Source organism: uncultured Pontibacter sp., assembly GCF_947499215.1.
In the GTDB taxonomy this organism is placed as follows: Bacteria; Bacteroidota; Bacteroidia; order Cytophagales; family Hymenobacteraceae; genus Pontibacter.
Genome location: NZ_CANMNI010000002.1, coordinates 1288160 through 1305249, shown reverse-complemented (window position 1 = coordinate 1305249; position 17090 = coordinate 1288160). Strand labels below are relative to the sequence as shown.

Below are 17090 nucleotides of genomic sequence, written 5' to 3'. Positions count from 1 at the left end.
GACCCCGGCCTTTTCCTTTTTACTCTCTGTGACAATGTCACGTGAATTGACGCGGTGGGAATCCGAAGATCCGCCCGCGCGGATGTACCTATCTTGTTTTTCTATTTCTGTCTCAACAATCTCTCAAAGAACTTTCGGAAGACTTCCTCTTCCAGTAGCCGCCCCATCTCTCATAGGGCGCGCGCCGCTTGTGCTTCCCGAAGCAACCTGCTGTTGTTTTTCGGTGTGCAAAGGTCGGAAAAACTTTCCAACTTCCAAGCAACTTTTCAATCTTTTTTTTCTTTTCTCCCCGGCCCGTTCGGCTCGGAGAAGCGCTCGTTTCCGAGCGGGTTGCAAAGGTAGGAAGCTTTTTCGAACTTGCAATACCCTTTGAAAACTTTTTTCCCTCTTTTTCTCCGGCCTGTGTTAGCGCGCCCTCGAAACGCCTCCTGCTGAAGCGGGCTGCAAAGGTAGGAAGAGTTTTGACATCTTCAACAACCAAGGCAAAGTTTTTTTTCAGTAATTTCTCGGATGCCTCAGGCTTTGCTTTCATCATCCGTTGGCCGCCCCGCCGGCCGCCCTCTCACTCGCTTTCCCCGACCCGCTTTACCGTGTTGGGAGTGCAAAGGTCAGAAAAAATCCCGGACCTGCAAGGGGGCGCTGTCAACTTTGGCCTTTTCTTTCTATTGGTTTCGTTTAACTATCTGAGTTGCACCATCAAAATTTTAAATATAGTTTAAAGGTTTCTTTTGGCTGTATCTATTTCTCTTCTTTCCCTTGTTCTAAACTCATTCTTTTGCTTTGTCAATACCAAAAAGGGATGGCCTTCTACACAGGCCATCCCTTTTTGGTCACTCTTCTATTATATAACGTTATCCCTTACACCGCCGCAGCCTCGGCATATTCCTGCAGGTACTTATACCTTTCAGTCAGCTCTCCCCCTTTAGCTATCGTCGCCCGCTTTAGCATACCCCCTTCATCATTATTAAAAAACTGCGGGAATACATTATCTATCAGGTGGCGGCCGAAATCGCGGGAGGCGTTGCGCGGTAGTTCGCAGGGCAGGTTGTCAACGGCCATGACGGTGATGTTGTCTTTTCTGCTAAAGGCTGGCTCAAGCTCTCCTGTCTCGGGATTGTAATCGTAGGCAGGTTCTGTAATCGTGGTGGCGCGTTTGGTGGTAGGTATAGAGCCATCCACATCGCAGGTAATGTCAGCGATGGTGTCGATTTTGAAATCCGGTTCTCGGGTGTCTTCTTCAGAGAATAATTTGGGGGCTCGTGGGTCCCAGTAGGCGCAGGCCATCAGGAGGTCGGTTACTTTGGTGAACTTGCGGAACGTGGACTGGTATAGCTCCGGGTGCGCATAAAAGTCCGGCGAGTCCCACACCTCTACATCGGGGCGGTTGTTGTAGTCGCCGGAGTGTAGCTGGGCATAAACCGGCTCATTGAACTGCTTGTACAGGTAATCGAACACGCTCACTTTTTTTATACCCATCTTGTCGAGCACTTCCATGGCGCCACTTGCCACCCGACCGCCACCGGTCACGGCAATCTTTATCGGCGGTAGCTTCACCTTAAAGTATTCTTCCTGCATGTCCTCCATCTCGTGGCAGAGGTAAGCGGGTTTCAGGTCAAAGAGCTTCCACTTCTTGCCATAGGTCAGGATACCATTATAAGCCCCTACTATACCTGCATACCTGCCGAAGGCTACTACCCGCTGCCCTTGTGCATTGGTCAGTAGCTCGTAGTCTATTAAAGTGATGTTCTTGTCGAGCACGGCCCGCAGGAGTTTGGCATTGTGCGGCTGCTTCTTTATGGTATGGGAAAAGAAGAAATAAGTCTTGTCCGGAATCAGTTGCTCGATGGGCACTTCCTTCACGCCCATCAGCACGTCGCAATCGTTCAAGTCCTGCTGCAGCGCTATACCTAGTTCAGCATATTCTTCGTCGGTAAAACAGCGCACATCACTGGGTTGTATCACCACTTCCGCGCTTGGAAACTCCTGCATGGCTTCCACACACTTTTTTGGGGTGAGTGGTACGCGCTTGTCTACTGGTATTTTGCCTTCCTTGATAATGCCAATCTTAACTTTTTCCATAGGTGCGTGTTTGTGAATTGTTCTGCTGCAAGATGTGTTTGAAAGTCTGGGGAAAGCCGACCGCCATACCTTATATATAGGTGCTCCTTATATAATAGTGTAAAAGGCCAGTCGCCACACCCCGAACTATTTAGCTTTCATGCTTCAATATAATAAACAATTACTATTACTTTTGTAGAAATTACTGAAAGAGCGCCTTTGGCTTGTCTTCCAGAGCAATAGAAAATCCCAAATTCCCAATCAATACTTCATCGTTATGATACTTAAAACAAAACCTGCTGACACGTTTAAGGAGCGCCACAACGGTCCGGACAAAGCGCAAATGCAGGACATGCTTAAAACCATCGGGGTGGACTCGTTGGATCAACTGATTGAGGAGACCGTACCGGCCGCCATTAGACTTAAAAAGCCGCTGAACCTGCCAAAGGCGCTTTCTGAAACCAACTTCCTGAAGCAATTCGGTGAGATCGCCAGAAAGAACAAGGTATACAAGTCGTATATCGGTTTGGGTTACAACGACACCATTATGCCTCCAGTGATTCTTCGCAACATTATGGAGAACCCGGGTTGGTATACTGCCTATACCCCATACCAAGCTGAGATCGCGCAGGGCCGTTTGGAGGCGCTGATCAACTACCAGACTATGGTGATGGACTTGACCGGTATGGAAATAGCCAACGCATCTTTGCTGGATGAAGGCACTGCCGCTGCCGAGGCCATGGGGATGTTCTACGCCCAGCGCAAAGGCGCACGTAAGAATGCCAACCGCTTCTTCGTGTCGAACCTCGTGCTGCCGCAAACACTGGACATTCTTACTTCGCGCGCCATTCCTATCGGCATTGAGCTGGTAATTGGTGATCACCGCGAAATGGATTTCTCTGACGAGACATTGTTTGGTGCTCTGGTGCAGTATCCTGCTGCTGATGGTGCCATTTTCGACTATACAGATTTCATCAGCAAAGCGCACGAGCAAGAAATGCTGGTAGCCGTGGCTGCTGATATTCTTTCTTTAACACTCCTAACACCTCCGGGTGAAATGGGTGCCGACGTAGTGGTAGGTACCACCCAACGTTTTGGTGTGCCAATGGGCTTCGGTGGTCCGCATGCAGCTTACTTTGCTACAAAAGACGCCTTCAAGCGTGTAATTCCGGGTCGTATCATTGGTATCTCGGTAGACGCCGCTGGTGACAGAGCCTACCGTATGGCGCTGCAGACACGCGAGCAACACATTCGTCGTGAGAAAGCAACTTCCAACATCTGTACAGCGCAGGTACTGCTGGCCGTAATTGCAGGTATGTATACCGTGTACCATGGCCCACGCCGCCTGAAGTACATCGGTCTGAATACGCACGCATTGGCGCAGCAACTTGAGAAAGGTTTGAAAGCCCTTGGCTTTGAGCAATTGAACGAACAGTATTTTGATACGCTGAAAATTGCTGTGGAAAGTGCTGACATGAAAGCAGCCATCCGCACAGAAGCAGAAGCGGCAGGTATCAACTTCCGTTATTTCGAAGAGAACTTCATTGGTATTTCCCTGCACCAGAACACAGAGCTGGAAGATGTGAAAGCTATACTTGCGGTGTTTGCAAAAGTAGCTGGAAAATCTGCTGACGTACTGGGTATAGACGAACTGCCGGAAGATACGGAGATCACTTGGTCTGAGAAACTGATCCGTACCAGCGAGTACTTGACGCACGAAGTATTCAACAAGCACCACTCGGAGCACGAGATCCTGCGCTACATGAAGCACCTAGAGAACAAGGATATTTCTCTAGTTCACTCCATGATCTCGTTGGGCTCTTGCACCATGAAACTGAATGCCACGGCCGAGATGATTCCAGTGACTTGGCCAGAGATCGGGCAGCTGCACCCATTCGCTCCTGCCGATCAGACACAGGGCTATGCTGAGATCTTCAAAAACTTGGAGGCTTGGCTTTGCGAGATCACCCGTTTCGACGCGATGTCGCTGCAGCCTAACTCAGGTGCGCAGGGTGAGTACGCTGGTTTGATGGTTATCCGTGCATACCACGAGTCACGCGGTGATCATCACCGTACGGTAGCGCTTATTCCTTCTTCTGCACACGGTACCAACCCGGCTTCTGCTGTGATGGCCGGTATGAAGGTAGTGATCGTGAAGTGCGACGAGAAAGGTAACATCGACGTGGCCGACCTGCGTGCGAAAGCCGAGCAATACAAGAATGAACTGTCTTGTCTCATGGTGACGTATCCGTCTACACACGGTGTGTATGAAGAGTCTATCATCGAGATCTGCCAAGTGATTCACGATAACGGTGGCCGTGTGTATATGGACGGTGCCAACATGAACGCTCAGGTAGGCTTGACTTCGCCGGCGCACATTGGTGCTGACGTATGTCACCTGAACCTGCACAAGACTTTCTGCATCCCTCACGGTGGCGGTGGTCCTGGCATGGGTCCAATTGGTGTGGTAAAAGATCTGGCTCCGTTCCTGCCGGGTCATGCTGTGGTTGACTTAGGCCGCAAAGAGGCCATCAACGCAATTTCAGCCGCTCCTTGGGGTTCTGCTTCTATCCTGCCAATCTCTTATGCTTACATCGCGATGATGGGCGGCGAAGGTTTGACAGAAGCTACCAAAGTGGCGATCTTGAACGCCAACTACATCAAGGCGCGTCTGGAGAAACACTATCCGGTGCTGTATGTAGGTGCCAACGGCCGTTGCGCGCACGAGATGATCCTCGATTGCCGCGAGTTCAAAAAGTTCGGCGTAGAGGTAGAGGATATCGCGAAGCGTCTGATGGACTATGGTTTCCATGCGCCAACGGTATCGTTCCCGGTAGCGGGCACGCTGATGGTGGAGCCAACCGAATCGGAGGCACAGGAAGAACTGGACAGATTCTGCGACGTGATGATCTCGATCCGTGAGGAGATTCGTGAGATTGAAGCTGGCAAGGCTGACCAGAAAAACAACGTGCTGAAGAACGCGCCGCATACTCTGAAAGTAGCGATGGTGGAGAACTGGGAGCGGCCTTACTCACGTGAGAAGGCCGTATTCCCAATGGCTTTCCTGCGCGATAACAAGGTATGGCCAACGGTGAGCCGCATCGACAGCGCTTACGGCGACCGTAACTTGGTTTGCTCTTGCGCTCCGATCGAGGCATACAACGAAAATGGCAATGAGATGGTAGCCATCGGCTAACCCGTTCCAACCCTATACCTGAAAAGCCTGACCATAACGGTCAGGCTTTTTTGTTTTTGGAGGGTAGATCTCATGTCAGTTAACTTCTTCCACTTTAGCACTCAAACGTTCCTAAACCCCAAATCTTTCAACTTAAGCTTTTATATTATTTCGGCCTTTGGAGAAATCTGAAAATATTATGCAGATGATAAGTTCTTTCAATGCTTTCGAGATGACAATATAGCTAATCACTTCCAGATACCGACAAAGTCCCTACCCTTACTTCTATACCTACTAGTTGCATCATACCGTATACCTGTTGTATTGATTGTGTACATAAACCGACAGTTCTATGCGAGACGCTATACCTAACCTGAAACATTGGCTATACCTTATACCTGCCTTACTGATTGGCCTCAGTGGTTGTATACCCTCTATTATGGCTGACAGCACGCACGACCGGAGCGTGGATTTCCAAGTATACCGAACGTTTGCGTTGCTAGAGCCTGTTGAGGGCAATTCTTCAGCCGACCCCAACACCTATGAGCCACTCCTCGACAGGCGGGTACGCGATGCCATAGCTTCGGAGCTGGTTAAAAAAGGCCTGACACCAGATAGTGAAAACCCGGATTTGCTTGTTGCCTATGATGTATCTGTGGCGCAAGACCCTGCTACTGCTTCTCCTGACTTTGGGTATGCTTACTGGTTTGGCTACCGTTTCAACTATACTACCACCGATTTCCCGGAATACAGACCTGTGGGGCAGTACACGCCCGGAACCATGCTCATTGATCTAATTTCGGCTAGCACCAATCAACTAGTATGGCGTGGCGTCGCAGTAGGCGATATCAATGTGACGCAGACGGACGAAAGCAAAATTAGAAGGTCTATAATCAGTATTCTCTCGCTGTACCCGCCTAACAGACCAGCAGCTAATAGGCCAGTTTCACGGTAACTTATAGTCGATAAGACAAACTGAAGCCGCCGTAGTAGTTACGTGGAGATGCCGGTTGAAAGTAGCGTCCGCCGAAGGCATTCAGGTCGTTGCCTAAGCTATACTTCTGATCGGTCAGGTTCTCAGAGCCCGCAAAGATATCCAGCAAGAAGTGATTCCCCAGTTCTCGTCTCAAACCGAGTCGTGCTCCTGCCACAAGGTAGGCTTCCGCATAAACCGTATTCTCGTCTGTAAGCGGAATCTCGTCCACGTAATTGGCGGTCAGATTTAGGTATAGCCCGAAACGGGTAGCCATGTCAAGACCTGCGGTTAAGGTATGTGGGGCCACGCCGGTGAGTTGGTTGTCGCTCAGGTCGGTGTCGTCCTTCTTGTAATCGCGGAAGCGGAAGTGGCTGTAGGTATAGCTGCTCCATACCTTGAGCAGACTAATAGGCTGGGTGGCATCTTCTAGCAAGGTATAGCCCAGTGCTGTTTCGAGACCGCTTTGCGAAGTAGCCCCCACGTTACGGAAAACAGCAATGCTCGATAGGTCCTGTCGGCTCACGATGGTTTCGCGCAACCGGAAATGAAAGGCCACCACATCGAAGCTGAGCTTTCTGCCCAAGGTATAGCCGCGTATACCTGCTTCGTAATTGATGCCCTTCTCCGCTTCCAAGTCTTGGTTTAAGGCCCCGTCAGAGGTAAGCAGTTCTTCCTCAGAAGGTGGCGAGAAGCCCGCACTCACACTACCATGCACTGATACCTGTTCTGACAATCGTTTCAACACAGCCACCCTTGGCGAAAGCACGGCACTGAAATCGCGGGTAAACTCGTAAGGCTCGCCGGTTGGGGCTTGGTGCAGGCGCGTGATCTCATACTTGGTGTCGTTCAGACTCAGGGCAGTGGTTACGATCCAATTACTAGGCAGTTCGAACTCTGCTTGTGTGAATAGTAAGCCGGTCTTGGCTAGCACTTCATCGTCGGTGCGGAGCGAACCGGTTATACCTTGGTTGTTGTCGTAGGTGCGGGCCGCTTCGAAACCGCGTTGGTATTCACCCCCGAAAGTTAACGTCGTTGCGACCTCGCCAAAGTTGGTATTATAGACAAAACGGCTGCGGGCACCATACTCTTGGTTGGTGTTGCGCTCATAGTCGGTGTTAAACGGGTGATCTCTATACCTGAACAAGCCATACAGGGCAGTGGCGTTTTTCCAGTTGTCACTGAAGCGGTACTCCTGTGATAGGCCGATGTTCACGCCTTTCTGGTTCATGGATGCATTTTGGGCTACGCTCCCGAACATTCCGCCGCGGGCCTGCCGCGGGGCCTGTTCATACTGCTCCTCCGTCAGTCCGCCGGGAAGTTCATAGAAAAGATCAGAGTAAATTAGGTTGGCCCGGATCGTGCTTCGGTCAGATGGGTTGAAGGTAGAAGTGAGCAGGAGCGTCTCGCGGTCCATGGCAGACTGCTCGCGGTAGCCATCCAGTCGCTGGCGGGTATACTGCACAAACATACTCTGCTTCTCGCTGCCCACGCTGGCGCTAGCGGTATAGCGCTGCAGTCCGAATGAGCCAATGGTAGTGCCAACTTGAAAAACCTTCTCCCCGGGAGCTGCCCTGCGAGGCTCCAGCAATACCGTGCCGCCTGTTCCTGCTCCGTAAATGCTGCCTGTCGGACCTTTCAGAATCTCCATGCGGCTGAAGTTTGCGGCATCATACAGGTTCAGGTTGGTAATCCCATTCGATTCGGTAAGCGGAATCTCGCCTAGGTATACCTTCACGTTGCGGATTCCATAAGGCGATCGCAAACTGCTCCCCCTGATGGAGAGCCGGTAGCTGGCCGTAGCCCTTTCTTCCATCCGCACACCTGGCACCGTATTCACGGCCCGCACCAGCGAGCTCTCATCAAAGCGCTGAATCACTTCCCGATCAATAACGCTCAGTGCACCCGCTGTTTCCAGCAAAGGGCGGTTGCTTTCATAGCCCGTCACGACCACTTCTGAAAGACTCGCCGCTTGTGGCTGCAGGTATACCTGAAGCGCTATACCTTGTTGGGCTTGCTGTAAAGAAATCGTGTCCGACTCATACCCGATGTGCGATATCAGTAAAAAGGCGGCTCTGTCAGAAATTTCCAGCGCGAAGCGCCCCATGGAACTGGTTAAGGTTTGCTCGCCGGTATTGGCCGTGATGGTAACTCCCTCCAGTGCTTGCCGCGTCTGGGCGTTGAGAACTTGGCCTGCTACCCGCTGCTGGGCATAACTAAGCAGGGGCAGAAGCAATAGGGTGGTCAGAAAGAAGTAGCGGAACGGTAGTAATGGTTGATTCATGTAGACAAGTTAGCTGCTAACAAAACGGGCTATTCCTTATTTGGGTTAGAGTTATGCACGAATTGCTATGTTCTATCGGATTGCAACAATCATAGCTGGCATTCGGTTAAAACAAAATACAACTAATTCTCTGCGAACTTAACCGAATCAAAACTATGAAGAAAATACTTACAACCACTGCTCCACTGGCTTTGGCACTGGCGCTTATCGGCACTCCAGTCTTTGCACAGGAAGATGAGAAACCAATCAGCGCTTCTGTGGAAGGACACATTTTTAAACCTGCTCGCGTTGATGCCACCGATGCTCGGGTTAGACAGCTCAAAGTTCCGGCAGGTTTTCAGATCACTAAATTCGCCGAGGGACTCAACAAACCCCGCATGATTGCCGTGAGCAACGATGGAGTGGTCTATGTGACGGACCGCGACAAAGGCACCGTAACCATGCTCCGCGACACTAATAAAGACGGCAAAGCCGATGAAAAGAAAGTGGTAGCTACTAAAGAGCGCATGCACGGCATTGCCATAAAGGACAACAAGATCTGGCTGGCCACTGTGAAGGAATTGTATACCGCCAACATCAACAAAGATGGCAGCCTGTCGGAATTGCAACTTCTCTTGGATGACCTGCCAGACGGCGGCCAACACCCGAACCGCACGCTGCGCATCGGGCAGGACAACAAGCTCTACATCTCCATCGGAAGCACCTGCAATGCCTGTGACGAGCCCAATAAAGAACATGCTACCATTCTGCAGGCCGACCTCGACGGCAAAAACCGCAAGGTATACGCCAAAGGGCTGCGCAACACCCTCGGTTTCGATTGGCATCCGCAAACCCGCGAGATGTTTGGCATGGACCACGGCATAGACTGGCTCGGTGATGACGAGCAGCGCGAAGAACTCAACAAAATAGAAGAAGGCGCTGATTACGGTTGGCCCTACATCTACGGCGAAGGCAAAGAGAACCCCGGCGATCAGCCCGATGACATGAGTTATGAGGAGTATAAGAAGAAAACCAAGTACCCGCTGCTTACCTACACCGCCCACAGTTCCGGCCTCGACATGATTTTCTACCGCGGCAACCAGTTTCCGAAGGAGTACAACGGAGATGCTTTTGTGGCATTCCATGGCTCATGGAACCGCTCCAAGCCTGCCGGTTACAAAGTGGCCCGCATCCGGTTCGAGAACGGTCAGCCTAAAGAGTTTGTGGATTTTGTGACCGGCTTTTTGGTGGACGGTGATAAGGCGCAGTTTGGCCGTGTAGTTGGATTAGTCACACATACCGATGGCTCCTTGCTGATAACTGACGACTCTAACGGTGTGGTTTATCGCGTTGCCTATACCGGCGGCAAAAAATAAAACAAATAAAAAGGCTCCGTAGAATCTGCGGAGCCTTTCCAAACTATGAAAGCTAATGAAACTTTAATTTTAATCCGGGGAGCTCTTACCTGATTCGGAACTCGGTTCTTCTGTTTTGCTGGTGTAGATCTTCAGGACACGTCACGCCATCCGTACAATCATTCACCAACTTAGTCTTGCCATAGCCTTTCGCAGTCAGTCTGTCTTTGGCTATACCTTTCGAGATCAGGTAGTCCACGGCGGCCTGCGCTCTGCGCTCTGACAGCAACTGGTTATACTTCAGACTCTCGCGGCTGTCAGTATGCGAGCTCAGCTCCATCTTGATAGTTGGGTTCGCTTCCAGCACTTCCGCCAGTTTGTCGAGCTCCTTGGCGGCATCCGGACGGATATCCCACTTATCCAGATCGTAGTAGATATTCTCTAGCACAATCGCCACGTCCTTTTCATCTCGATCGAAAACGAGCGCCACCTGCACCGTATCAGCTGCCGTTTTTGGCACCTCTACCGTTGTGTTCTGGTTTAGGTAACCTTGCTTAGTGCCCTGCAGCGCGTAGGAATTTCCTTTACGGCCATCCATAAAGTACTGCCCCCTTGTATTTGTGGTAACTACACTGGTATCATTTAGGTTCTTCTGCGAGATCACTAATTGCACCTGCGGCAATGCTACCTGTATATTACGCTTCTGCTCATTTTGCTTGCGCTCCAGTGTAGTCACAGCTAGCACCACAGGCTGCTGCAAAATCGTGAAGCTGTAGATGTCGTCTGTTCCGTTTTGCCCTTCGCGGTTGGAGGACAATAGGCCAGTCTCGCCGTCTTCGTTGAACATTATGCCATAGTCGTTCTTGGGCGAGTTAACCGGATAGCCCAAGTTGTTCACGGCAGTCCAAGCGGCGTGTTTGCCCTCTGCTGCGAAAATATCCAAGCCGCCCATGCCAATGTGCCCGTCAGAGGAGAAGTAGAGTTTGCCGTTCTGATCCACATAAGGGAAACTCTCGCGGCCCGTTGTGTTGATGAGAATACCGGCATTCACAGGCTCTCCCCAGCTTCCATCCGGCTGAAGCAAGGTATAGTAGATGTCCGTCTCACCCATACCGCCCGGCATATCCGATACGAAGTACATGGTCTTTCCATCGGGTGACAGGGCGGGATGCCCTACTGAGTACTCCTCTACATTATTGTAGCTAAACGGCTTAATATCTGCCCAAGTAGTGCCTCGTCTCTGAGCCGCGAATATCTCCAATCGGTTGATGTAGGTCTGTGCCTGAGAATTGTCCACCCAACTAGTCGGGTCGGAGTTGCCGGAATTGCGCTTTTGCACCAGCTGCGTGCGCGTGAAGTAGAGTGTTTGCCCATCTTCGCTAGCCGAGGCGGTGGCGTTGTGGTACTGATCGTTTATCATTTCATGCAGGGCAGTCGGTTTTCCCCAGTTGCCATTGTCGTCGCGGCTGGCCATGAACAGCTGCAGGTAGGGGCGGCCGGTCCAGCCGTAAGTGCCAGCAGTTTTGTCCTCTTGGTTTATACCTCGGTCAGAGGTAAAGATAATGCCATTCTTACCGTAGTTCATCGGGCTAAAATCAGAATAACCCTGCGCATTCAGCCCGTCTAGACGCTGCACCTCGGCTAACGGAAGGCGCGTCATCCAAACAATCGCCTTGTCACATGACTCCACTAAGGCTTGTGCCCGTTCCTCCACTTCCGGCACCTCTTCGGCCCACAGCATATACTGCTGCTTGGCCTCCTCGTACTTACCGTTGCTGCGAAGCGCCTCAGCGTAGTGGAAAATATTCATGGGGTCACGACCCGGCATAGCCACCACCTGCCCATACCACTTTTCTGCCTCCGCAGAGCGGCGGGTCAGGCGATAAGAGTCGGCAATGCGCTCTGTGGTTTTCACATCGGGCTTGCGCTTCTCGGCGGCCTTCTGGTATTGCTCCAGCGCCAGCGCAAACTCAAACTTCTCGTAGTGCTTGTTTGCCTTGCGAAGCTCCTGCTGTGCCTCTGCGGCAGGGGCCACGCCCAGCATAAGGGCAGCTATCAGGTATAAGGGTATATGTCTGAAATTCATAAGCGGATTGAGCTATTGTTAAAAGTATTGCGGCGTCATCATTTTGGTGTCCTGCTTCTTGAAGAAGTAGTAGCCTACCGAAATCTCATGTGAGTGGAAGCCTTTCAGGTCGTTGAGCATGCGGTCATAAGAGTAGCCTAGGCGCAACGCGTTGGTTACCTGCAGTTCGGCAATCAGGGCCATGGCCGTGCGCTTGTTCACAGGTTCCATTTCGGGGTTCTTGTTAAACAGATTCATGCTGGTGCGGTAAGAGCTGCCCAGCCACAGGCGGTCGCCCAACAGCACGAAACCATTCAAGTCCACGTTGGCGGGCGCATGAAAATCCTCCTTAATAAGTATGCTTGGCTTCAACTTCACAAAGCTGCTCACATCGAACACATAACCTGACGTGAAGTAATAGTGTCGGATCGGCTCAATTTGAAAAACGTCTTTGTACTGGATAATATCCGAAGCAGAAAGTCCGGCATAGAATCGCGTCGAATTAAAGTAGATGCCCAGTTTCACATCCGGACGATAGAAAACGTCTTTGGTGGGCGGAATGCTCGGATCGTCTTGCACACCAAACTCCGTTCCGTCCATGATGCTCTGCACCACGCCGGCTGCGATGCCAAGGCTCAGTACACCACGCTCACTCACTGCTACTCTGGCGGCGGCGTTGGCGTAGGCCGAGGTAGTGGAGTAAGCACCTATCTTGTCGCGGGTAAAGTTCATGCCCAGACCAAGGCGGCCCTCACTTCTGATGCCGTCTATACTCAAGGCCTGTGTAGTGGGAGCTCCATCGAGGCCCGTCCACTGCGAACGATGGAAGGCGTTGATGTTTAGCACCCCCTTCGTGCCGGTATAAGCCGGGTTGATGGCCATGCTGTTAAAAATGTACTGCGAGTACTGCGGGTTTTGCTGGGCACTAGCTCCGAAAGTGAGCAGTAGGGCCAGCAGGGTATAAAGTATTCTCATGGTAATAAATTTTTCAAAAGTCATTGTGCTCTCTTATCGGAAGATGGTGATGTAACCGCTGTAGTCTCTGTATACACCATCACACAGTTTCACCCTTACCTTATAGAAGTAAGTACCCTGTTCCAACCCTTTGGCGGCCCAGTCATTCTTGTAGTTTTTCTGCTTGAACACCTCAGAGCCCCAGCGGTTGAAGATCACCATGTCATTGTCCGGGAATTTCTCGAGGTTTTTCACCAGCCACGTATCGTTCTTGCCGTCACCGTTCGGGCTGAAGGCTTTCGGGAAGTCCAACTGGCCATCAGCTACCTTGGCATCTATTTCGATGCTGTACTCAGCTGAACCTTCGCAGCTACCGTTATAGGCGATCACACTCACCCGGCCTGTCGCGTTCACGTTGCTGGCCTTAACTTTAATGGTGGTGGTGCCCTGACCTGACTCTATGGTGAAGCCTTCTGTCACAGTCCATGTATAAGACGTAGCGCCCTCAACCGGATCAGCCGTAAAGATCAGGCCGTCGCATACATTGCTGTTGTCGGTGATAAGGGTAACAGGTGCCGGTGGCAGGCTCAGGTTGACATTCAGTACAGACCAGTCGCTCATGCCGCACGCTCCGATTGCCCGCACGCGCACCTCTCCACCAGTTTCAGCGGCTGCTACCGTAATGCTGGTGCCCGTGTTGTCCCCTTCAATTGTCAGGCCACCGGTGACTTCCCACTCATAAGAAGTGGCACCCTCCACAGCGGTTATACTAAAGGCATTACCTGTACTGTTCAAACACACATTCATGTTGCTGATGATGTTACCCGGTGTGGCCGGCGGTAGCGTCGGACTAACAGCCAGTCGTCCCACAGCGCCATCGCCGCACTGGTTCTTAGCAAACACCGTGATGTCGCCGCTTCCTTCTCCCACTGTTACTTCGATGCTGGTACCAGTCGTGCTGCTGGCAGCCCAAGTATTCGGCACAGTCCAAGTATAAGTCAGACCGTTAACAGGCGCTTCAATGCTAAAAGTGAGCTTTTCTCCGATACAGGCTGTTGTTCTAGCGCCATTGATCACCGGAGCCTCTGGTAGGTTCGTCACGTTCACAGGCAGGCTAACGGAAGCGCTGTTGGTACCGCAGCTATTAGTCACGGTCAGCTCCACACTGCCGGAGGCGGCTCCGATCTTGATCGTCACACGCGCTGTACCGTTGCCTTCTACTATTTGCCAGCCACCGGTAGTTGGCACATTCCAGTTGTATGTTACGCCGGCCACTACAGGCACTTCATAAGTCACGGAAGCACCTTCGCACACGTTAGCATTTCCTACAATCGCTGTTGGCAATGTCGGAAGTGACAGCACGTTTATATTAATACTTCTTAAGCCACTGTCTCCGCAGGCATTAGATGCCTTCACGGTGATTGTGCCGCCAGCTGTGCCGGCCACCACTGAAATCTCAGGTCCGTCCTGTGCTGTTCCTTCCGTGAAGCGCCAGCCCGCAGGCAGTGTCCAAGTATAAGAAGTAGCTCCATCCACAGGTTCGATGCTGAACACATTGCCTGTGCTCATAGCGCATACATCCGATCCCGGTACCGTGATACTACCCGGTGTTTCCGGTTTCTTGTTCGGTGTTATGGCAAGTGTAGCGGCAGGTCCTGTAAAGCATTCGTTTTTCTCTGCGGCTGTTACCTCACCTGAGGCAACGCTGGTGCCTACCTTAACTGTAATACTGCTGCCTGTCCTGCTTCCTACAAATGACCAGCCTGTAGGCAGTGTCCATACATATTCGGCTCCCTCCACCGCATCTGCCACGGTATAAGTCACTTGTGTACCGATACAAGGATTGATTGCACCAGTGATAGCTACTGGAGCCACTGGGACGTTAGTAACGCTTACTTCCAGTTCGGCTGCCGCACTGCTGATGTTGCAGGCGTCTATATTTGCTGTTACCCGCAGGGTGCCGCCTGTTGTGCCCGGCACCACTACTATTTCATTCGTGTTATTATCCGCTGAACCGTCTGCGAAAGCCCATCCGGTAGGCAGCGTCCATGTATAGCTGGTAGCTCCGGCAATAGCCGCCGTTCTAAAGGTCACTTCTTTGCCGGCGCATACGGTGGCATCACCTATAATGGAAATCGGAGTGGCAGGGGCAGGCGTCACAGTCAGCACTTTCTCGCTGATGCTGCTCAGATCACAGCCATTGGTTACGGTCAGGTATACCTTGCCTCCTAGCAGGCTTTGGTTTTTAGGTCTCACCACCACACTGGCTTCCGTGTCTTTTCCGTCTACTATTTCCAGTGTCTCATCAACCGTCCATTTATAGGTAAGGCCCTCCACAGTGGCGGCAGACAACGTAATGCCATCGCTGTTAAAGCAAACCGTTGTTCCACCTGTAATCTCCAGCGCGTCTGGTGTGCCGGTCACGTTCACCGTTACCTCGTCCGAGGCATTGTATTGGTTGCACTGGTCCTTCACAGTTACCGATATGGTTTTGCTTCCGCCATCAGGACCGGCAATCAGCGTTACCTCATTGCTGTTCTGGTTTGTACCTTCCGCAAATCTCCAACCTGCAGGCAAGGTCCAAGTATAAGTACCTCCTATCACATCGGTAGTGGCCTTAAATACCAAGCCCTCAGCACCTGCGCAAGCAGCGGTAGGGCCAACCGAAATGGTGATCTCTGGATTCGGACGGCACTGCACTTCCGGTATTACAACTTTATCGTCGTTATTTCCCGGATCAGAGTCTTTGTAGTCCTCATCCGGATTGCTTGGGTTATTAGGATTTACAGGATCTTTGCTGATGATCGACACCACGTTACTGATCTCCCCGGCTTTTATCAGTTTGGCTCTGATGTAGAAAGTAACCTCGCCCTTGTTGGCCAGTGCAGGTATGTGGATAATGCCTACCTCATGGTCGTAAGTCCCCGCTCCAGCTGCTACCACTTCGTAGTCAATAAACTGAAGCCCCTCGGCTAGCTGCTCACTTATCTTTACATTCTTCTCTATCAGGTCGGCGTAGTTCTTTACCGTCACCTTATAGCGCACCATGTCGCCCACATAATAGGTTTCTTGTGGATCGACCAGTTCTTTGGTCACACCTATATCCGAAACAATAATTTCGACTTCGTCCTCATCCTCATCTGGCGATGGGTCTGGGTTCTCGCCTATAATAACAACTTTGTTTTTGATGCTGCCTAGGTTCACGATTTTAAAGGTCAGCTTCAGGGTAACGATTTCGTTCACTGCGAGATTACCGATAAACCAGTGGTTCGTCTCTTGGTCGTAGGTTCCCTTGGAAATGAAAGGCACTCCTATCAGTTCCAGCCCGGCTGGCACCTCTTCTCTCACTACCACCCCTTTGGCATCGTCAGGCCCAAGGTTCGTGGCCCTGATCGTGTAGGTCACTTCACCGTTCAAAATAAACTCTTTGTCCTCCGCCTCTTTCTGAACACTGAGGTTGGCAATGATCATGTTAGGCATAAACACAAGGTTATTATCCAGTGTTATTTCCCCGGTGAGCGATATGGCGCGCCCTATTACCACGCCACCTGTTCCAAACTTAATATCATCGCGGGCTATAACCGTACCTTGGAAAAGACTTGTCTTTCCTGTGTCGGCGGCACCCTTTATAATCCAGAACACATTCTTTGGCTGGGCACCGTTTATCAGATTGATATAGGTCTTGTCTGCGGATGATGTAAGGTCGCCCTCAATGATTATAACGAAAACAGCGTTGGGATCACCCTGCCCATCCAAGGTCAGGCCGCCAATTAGCGAAGCGCTTCTGTTCACCTTGTACACACCCGGCTCCAGTTTCTGATTGCCCAGTGTATATGAGAACAGAGGCTTAGGATTAGGGTAGTTTATATACTGATCGTAAACATTCTGGGCATCTCTTAATGCTTCTGTTATAATCGGGGATTTGAAATCGGAGTCTCCAAATACTCGTAGGCTCCCATTATCTACTACGGCACCGCTCGTCTCAGAGCCCAAGTTGCCATAAACGTCAGTGTTTCCAAAATTCACGACGCGCTTGTATGCTAAAATAGCATAGTTATCAGCACGCTCTAATTCTGGGCTTGACTGTCCAAAGCTCAGGGTGATGCTCGCAGTCAAGAAAAGGATGAGAAGCAGTAAATTTCTACTCATATGGACAATTTAAAAGGGGAAAGAAAATCTGGCATAAATATAAAAGTATTTCTATAGACTTTTACTATATCATGATACTTATATATTTTAGATAGGTT

At 51.0% G+C, this 17090-nt stretch carries 9 protein-coding genes; 3 read left to right on the top strand and 6 right to left on the bottom strand.

Features of this window, described 5'->3' with window-relative positions; translation table 11 throughout:
• Nucleotides 1–112: 112 nt before the first annotated feature.
• Nucleotides 113–535, bottom strand: coding sequence for a hypothetical protein (locus Q1A04_RS13825; RefSeq protein ID WP_299706950.1), 423 nt, complete (start codon nt 533–535; stop codon nt 113–115).
• Between the two features lie 323 nt (nt 536–858).
• Nucleotides 859–2079 (bottom strand): NAD(P)-dependent oxidoreductase, encoded by a 1221-nt coding sequence (locus Q1A04_RS13820; RefSeq protein ID WP_299706948.1) that lies wholly within the window; start codon nt 2077–2079, stop codon nt 859–861.
• A 256-nt stretch (nt 2080–2335) separates the two neighbouring features.
• On the opposite strand from Q1A04_RS13820, the gene gcvP reads away from it, so the two are divergent.
• Complete coding sequence (gcvP, locus tag Q1A04_RS13815; RefSeq protein WP_299706947.1) at nt 2336–5254, top strand: aminomethyl-transferring glycine dehydrogenase; 2919 nt, start codon at nt 2336–2338, stop codon at nt 5252–5254.
• A 331-nt stretch (nt 5255–5585) separates the two neighbouring features.
• Complete coding sequence (locus tag Q1A04_RS13810) at nt 5586–6188, top strand: DUF4136 domain-containing protein (protein ID WP_299706946.1); 603 nt, start codon at nt 5586–5588, stop codon at nt 6186–6188.
• Between the two features lies 1 nt (nt 6189).
• Here Q1A04_RS13810 and Q1A04_RS13805 read toward each other — a convergent pair whose 3' ends face one another.
• Nucleotides 6190–8490: a TonB-dependent receptor gene (locus Q1A04_RS13805; RefSeq protein WP_299706945.1), complete on the bottom strand. Its 2301-nt coding sequence runs from the start codon at nt 8488–8490 to the stop codon at nt 6190–6192.
• 155 nt (nt 8491–8645) lie between these two features.
• Here Q1A04_RS13805 and Q1A04_RS13800 point away from each other — a divergent pair, with 155 nt between their 5' ends.
• A complete protein-coding gene (locus tag Q1A04_RS13800; protein WP_299706943.1) occupies nt 8646–9845 on the top strand; it encodes a PQQ-dependent sugar dehydrogenase in 1200 nt (399 codons plus the stop codon).
• Between the two features lie 85 nt (nt 9846–9930).
• Here the strand turns inward: Q1A04_RS13800 and Q1A04_RS13795 are convergent, their stop codons facing one another.
• From Q1A04_RS13795 to Q1A04_RS13785, 3 genes are read right to left on the bottom strand one after another with little or no spacing between them, the layout of a single operon-like run.
• Nucleotides 9931–11910: an OmpA family protein gene (locus tag Q1A04_RS13795; protein WP_299706941.1), complete on the bottom strand. Its 1980-nt coding sequence runs from the start codon at nt 11908–11910 to the stop codon at nt 9931–9933.
• An 18-nt stretch (nt 11911–11928) separates the two neighbouring features.
• Nucleotides 11929–12864: a type IX secretion system membrane protein PorP/SprF gene (locus Q1A04_RS13790; protein WP_299706939.1), complete on the bottom strand. Its 936-nt coding sequence runs from the start codon at nt 12862–12864 to the stop codon at nt 11929–11931.
• Nucleotides 12865–12897: 33 nt separating this feature from the next.
• Complete coding sequence (locus tag Q1A04_RS13785; protein WP_299706936.1) at nt 12898–16992, bottom strand: ice-binding family protein; 4095 nt, start codon at nt 16990–16992, stop codon at nt 12898–12900.
• Nucleotides 16993–17090 lie beyond the last annotated feature (98 nt).

Coding starts and splice junctions, on each gene's coding strand:
- Q1A04_RS13825 (WP_299706950.1), bottom strand. CDS start 535: ATGATGAAAGCAAAGCCTGAGGCATCCGAGAAATTACTGAAAAAAAAC.
- Q1A04_RS13820 (WP_299706948.1), bottom strand. CDS start 2,079: ATGGAAAAAGTTAAGATTGGCATTATCAAGGAAGGCAAAATACCAGTA.
- gcvP (WP_299706947.1), top strand. CDS start 2,336: ATGATACTTAAAACAAAACCTGCTGACACGTTTAAGGAGCGCCACAAC.
- Q1A04_RS13810 (WP_299706946.1), top strand. CDS start 5,586: ATGCGAGACGCTATACCTAACCTGAAACATTGGCTATACCTTATACCT.
- Q1A04_RS13805 (WP_299706945.1), bottom strand. CDS start 8,490: ATGAATCAACCATTACTACCGTTCCGCTACTTCTTTCTGACCACCCTA.
- Q1A04_RS13800 (WP_299706943.1), top strand. CDS start 8,646: ATGAAGAAAATACTTACAACCACTGCTCCACTGGCTTTGGCACTGGCG.
- Q1A04_RS13795 (WP_299706941.1), bottom strand. CDS start 11,910: ATGAATTTCAGACATATACCCTTATACCTGATAGCTGCCCTTATGCTG.
- Q1A04_RS13790 (WP_299706939.1), bottom strand. CDS start 12,864: ATGAGAATACTTTATACCCTGCTGGCCCTACTGCTCACTTTCGGAGCT.
- Q1A04_RS13785 (WP_299706936.1), bottom strand. CDS start 16,992: ATGAGTAGAAATTTACTGCTTCTCATCCTTTTCTTGACTGCGAGCATC.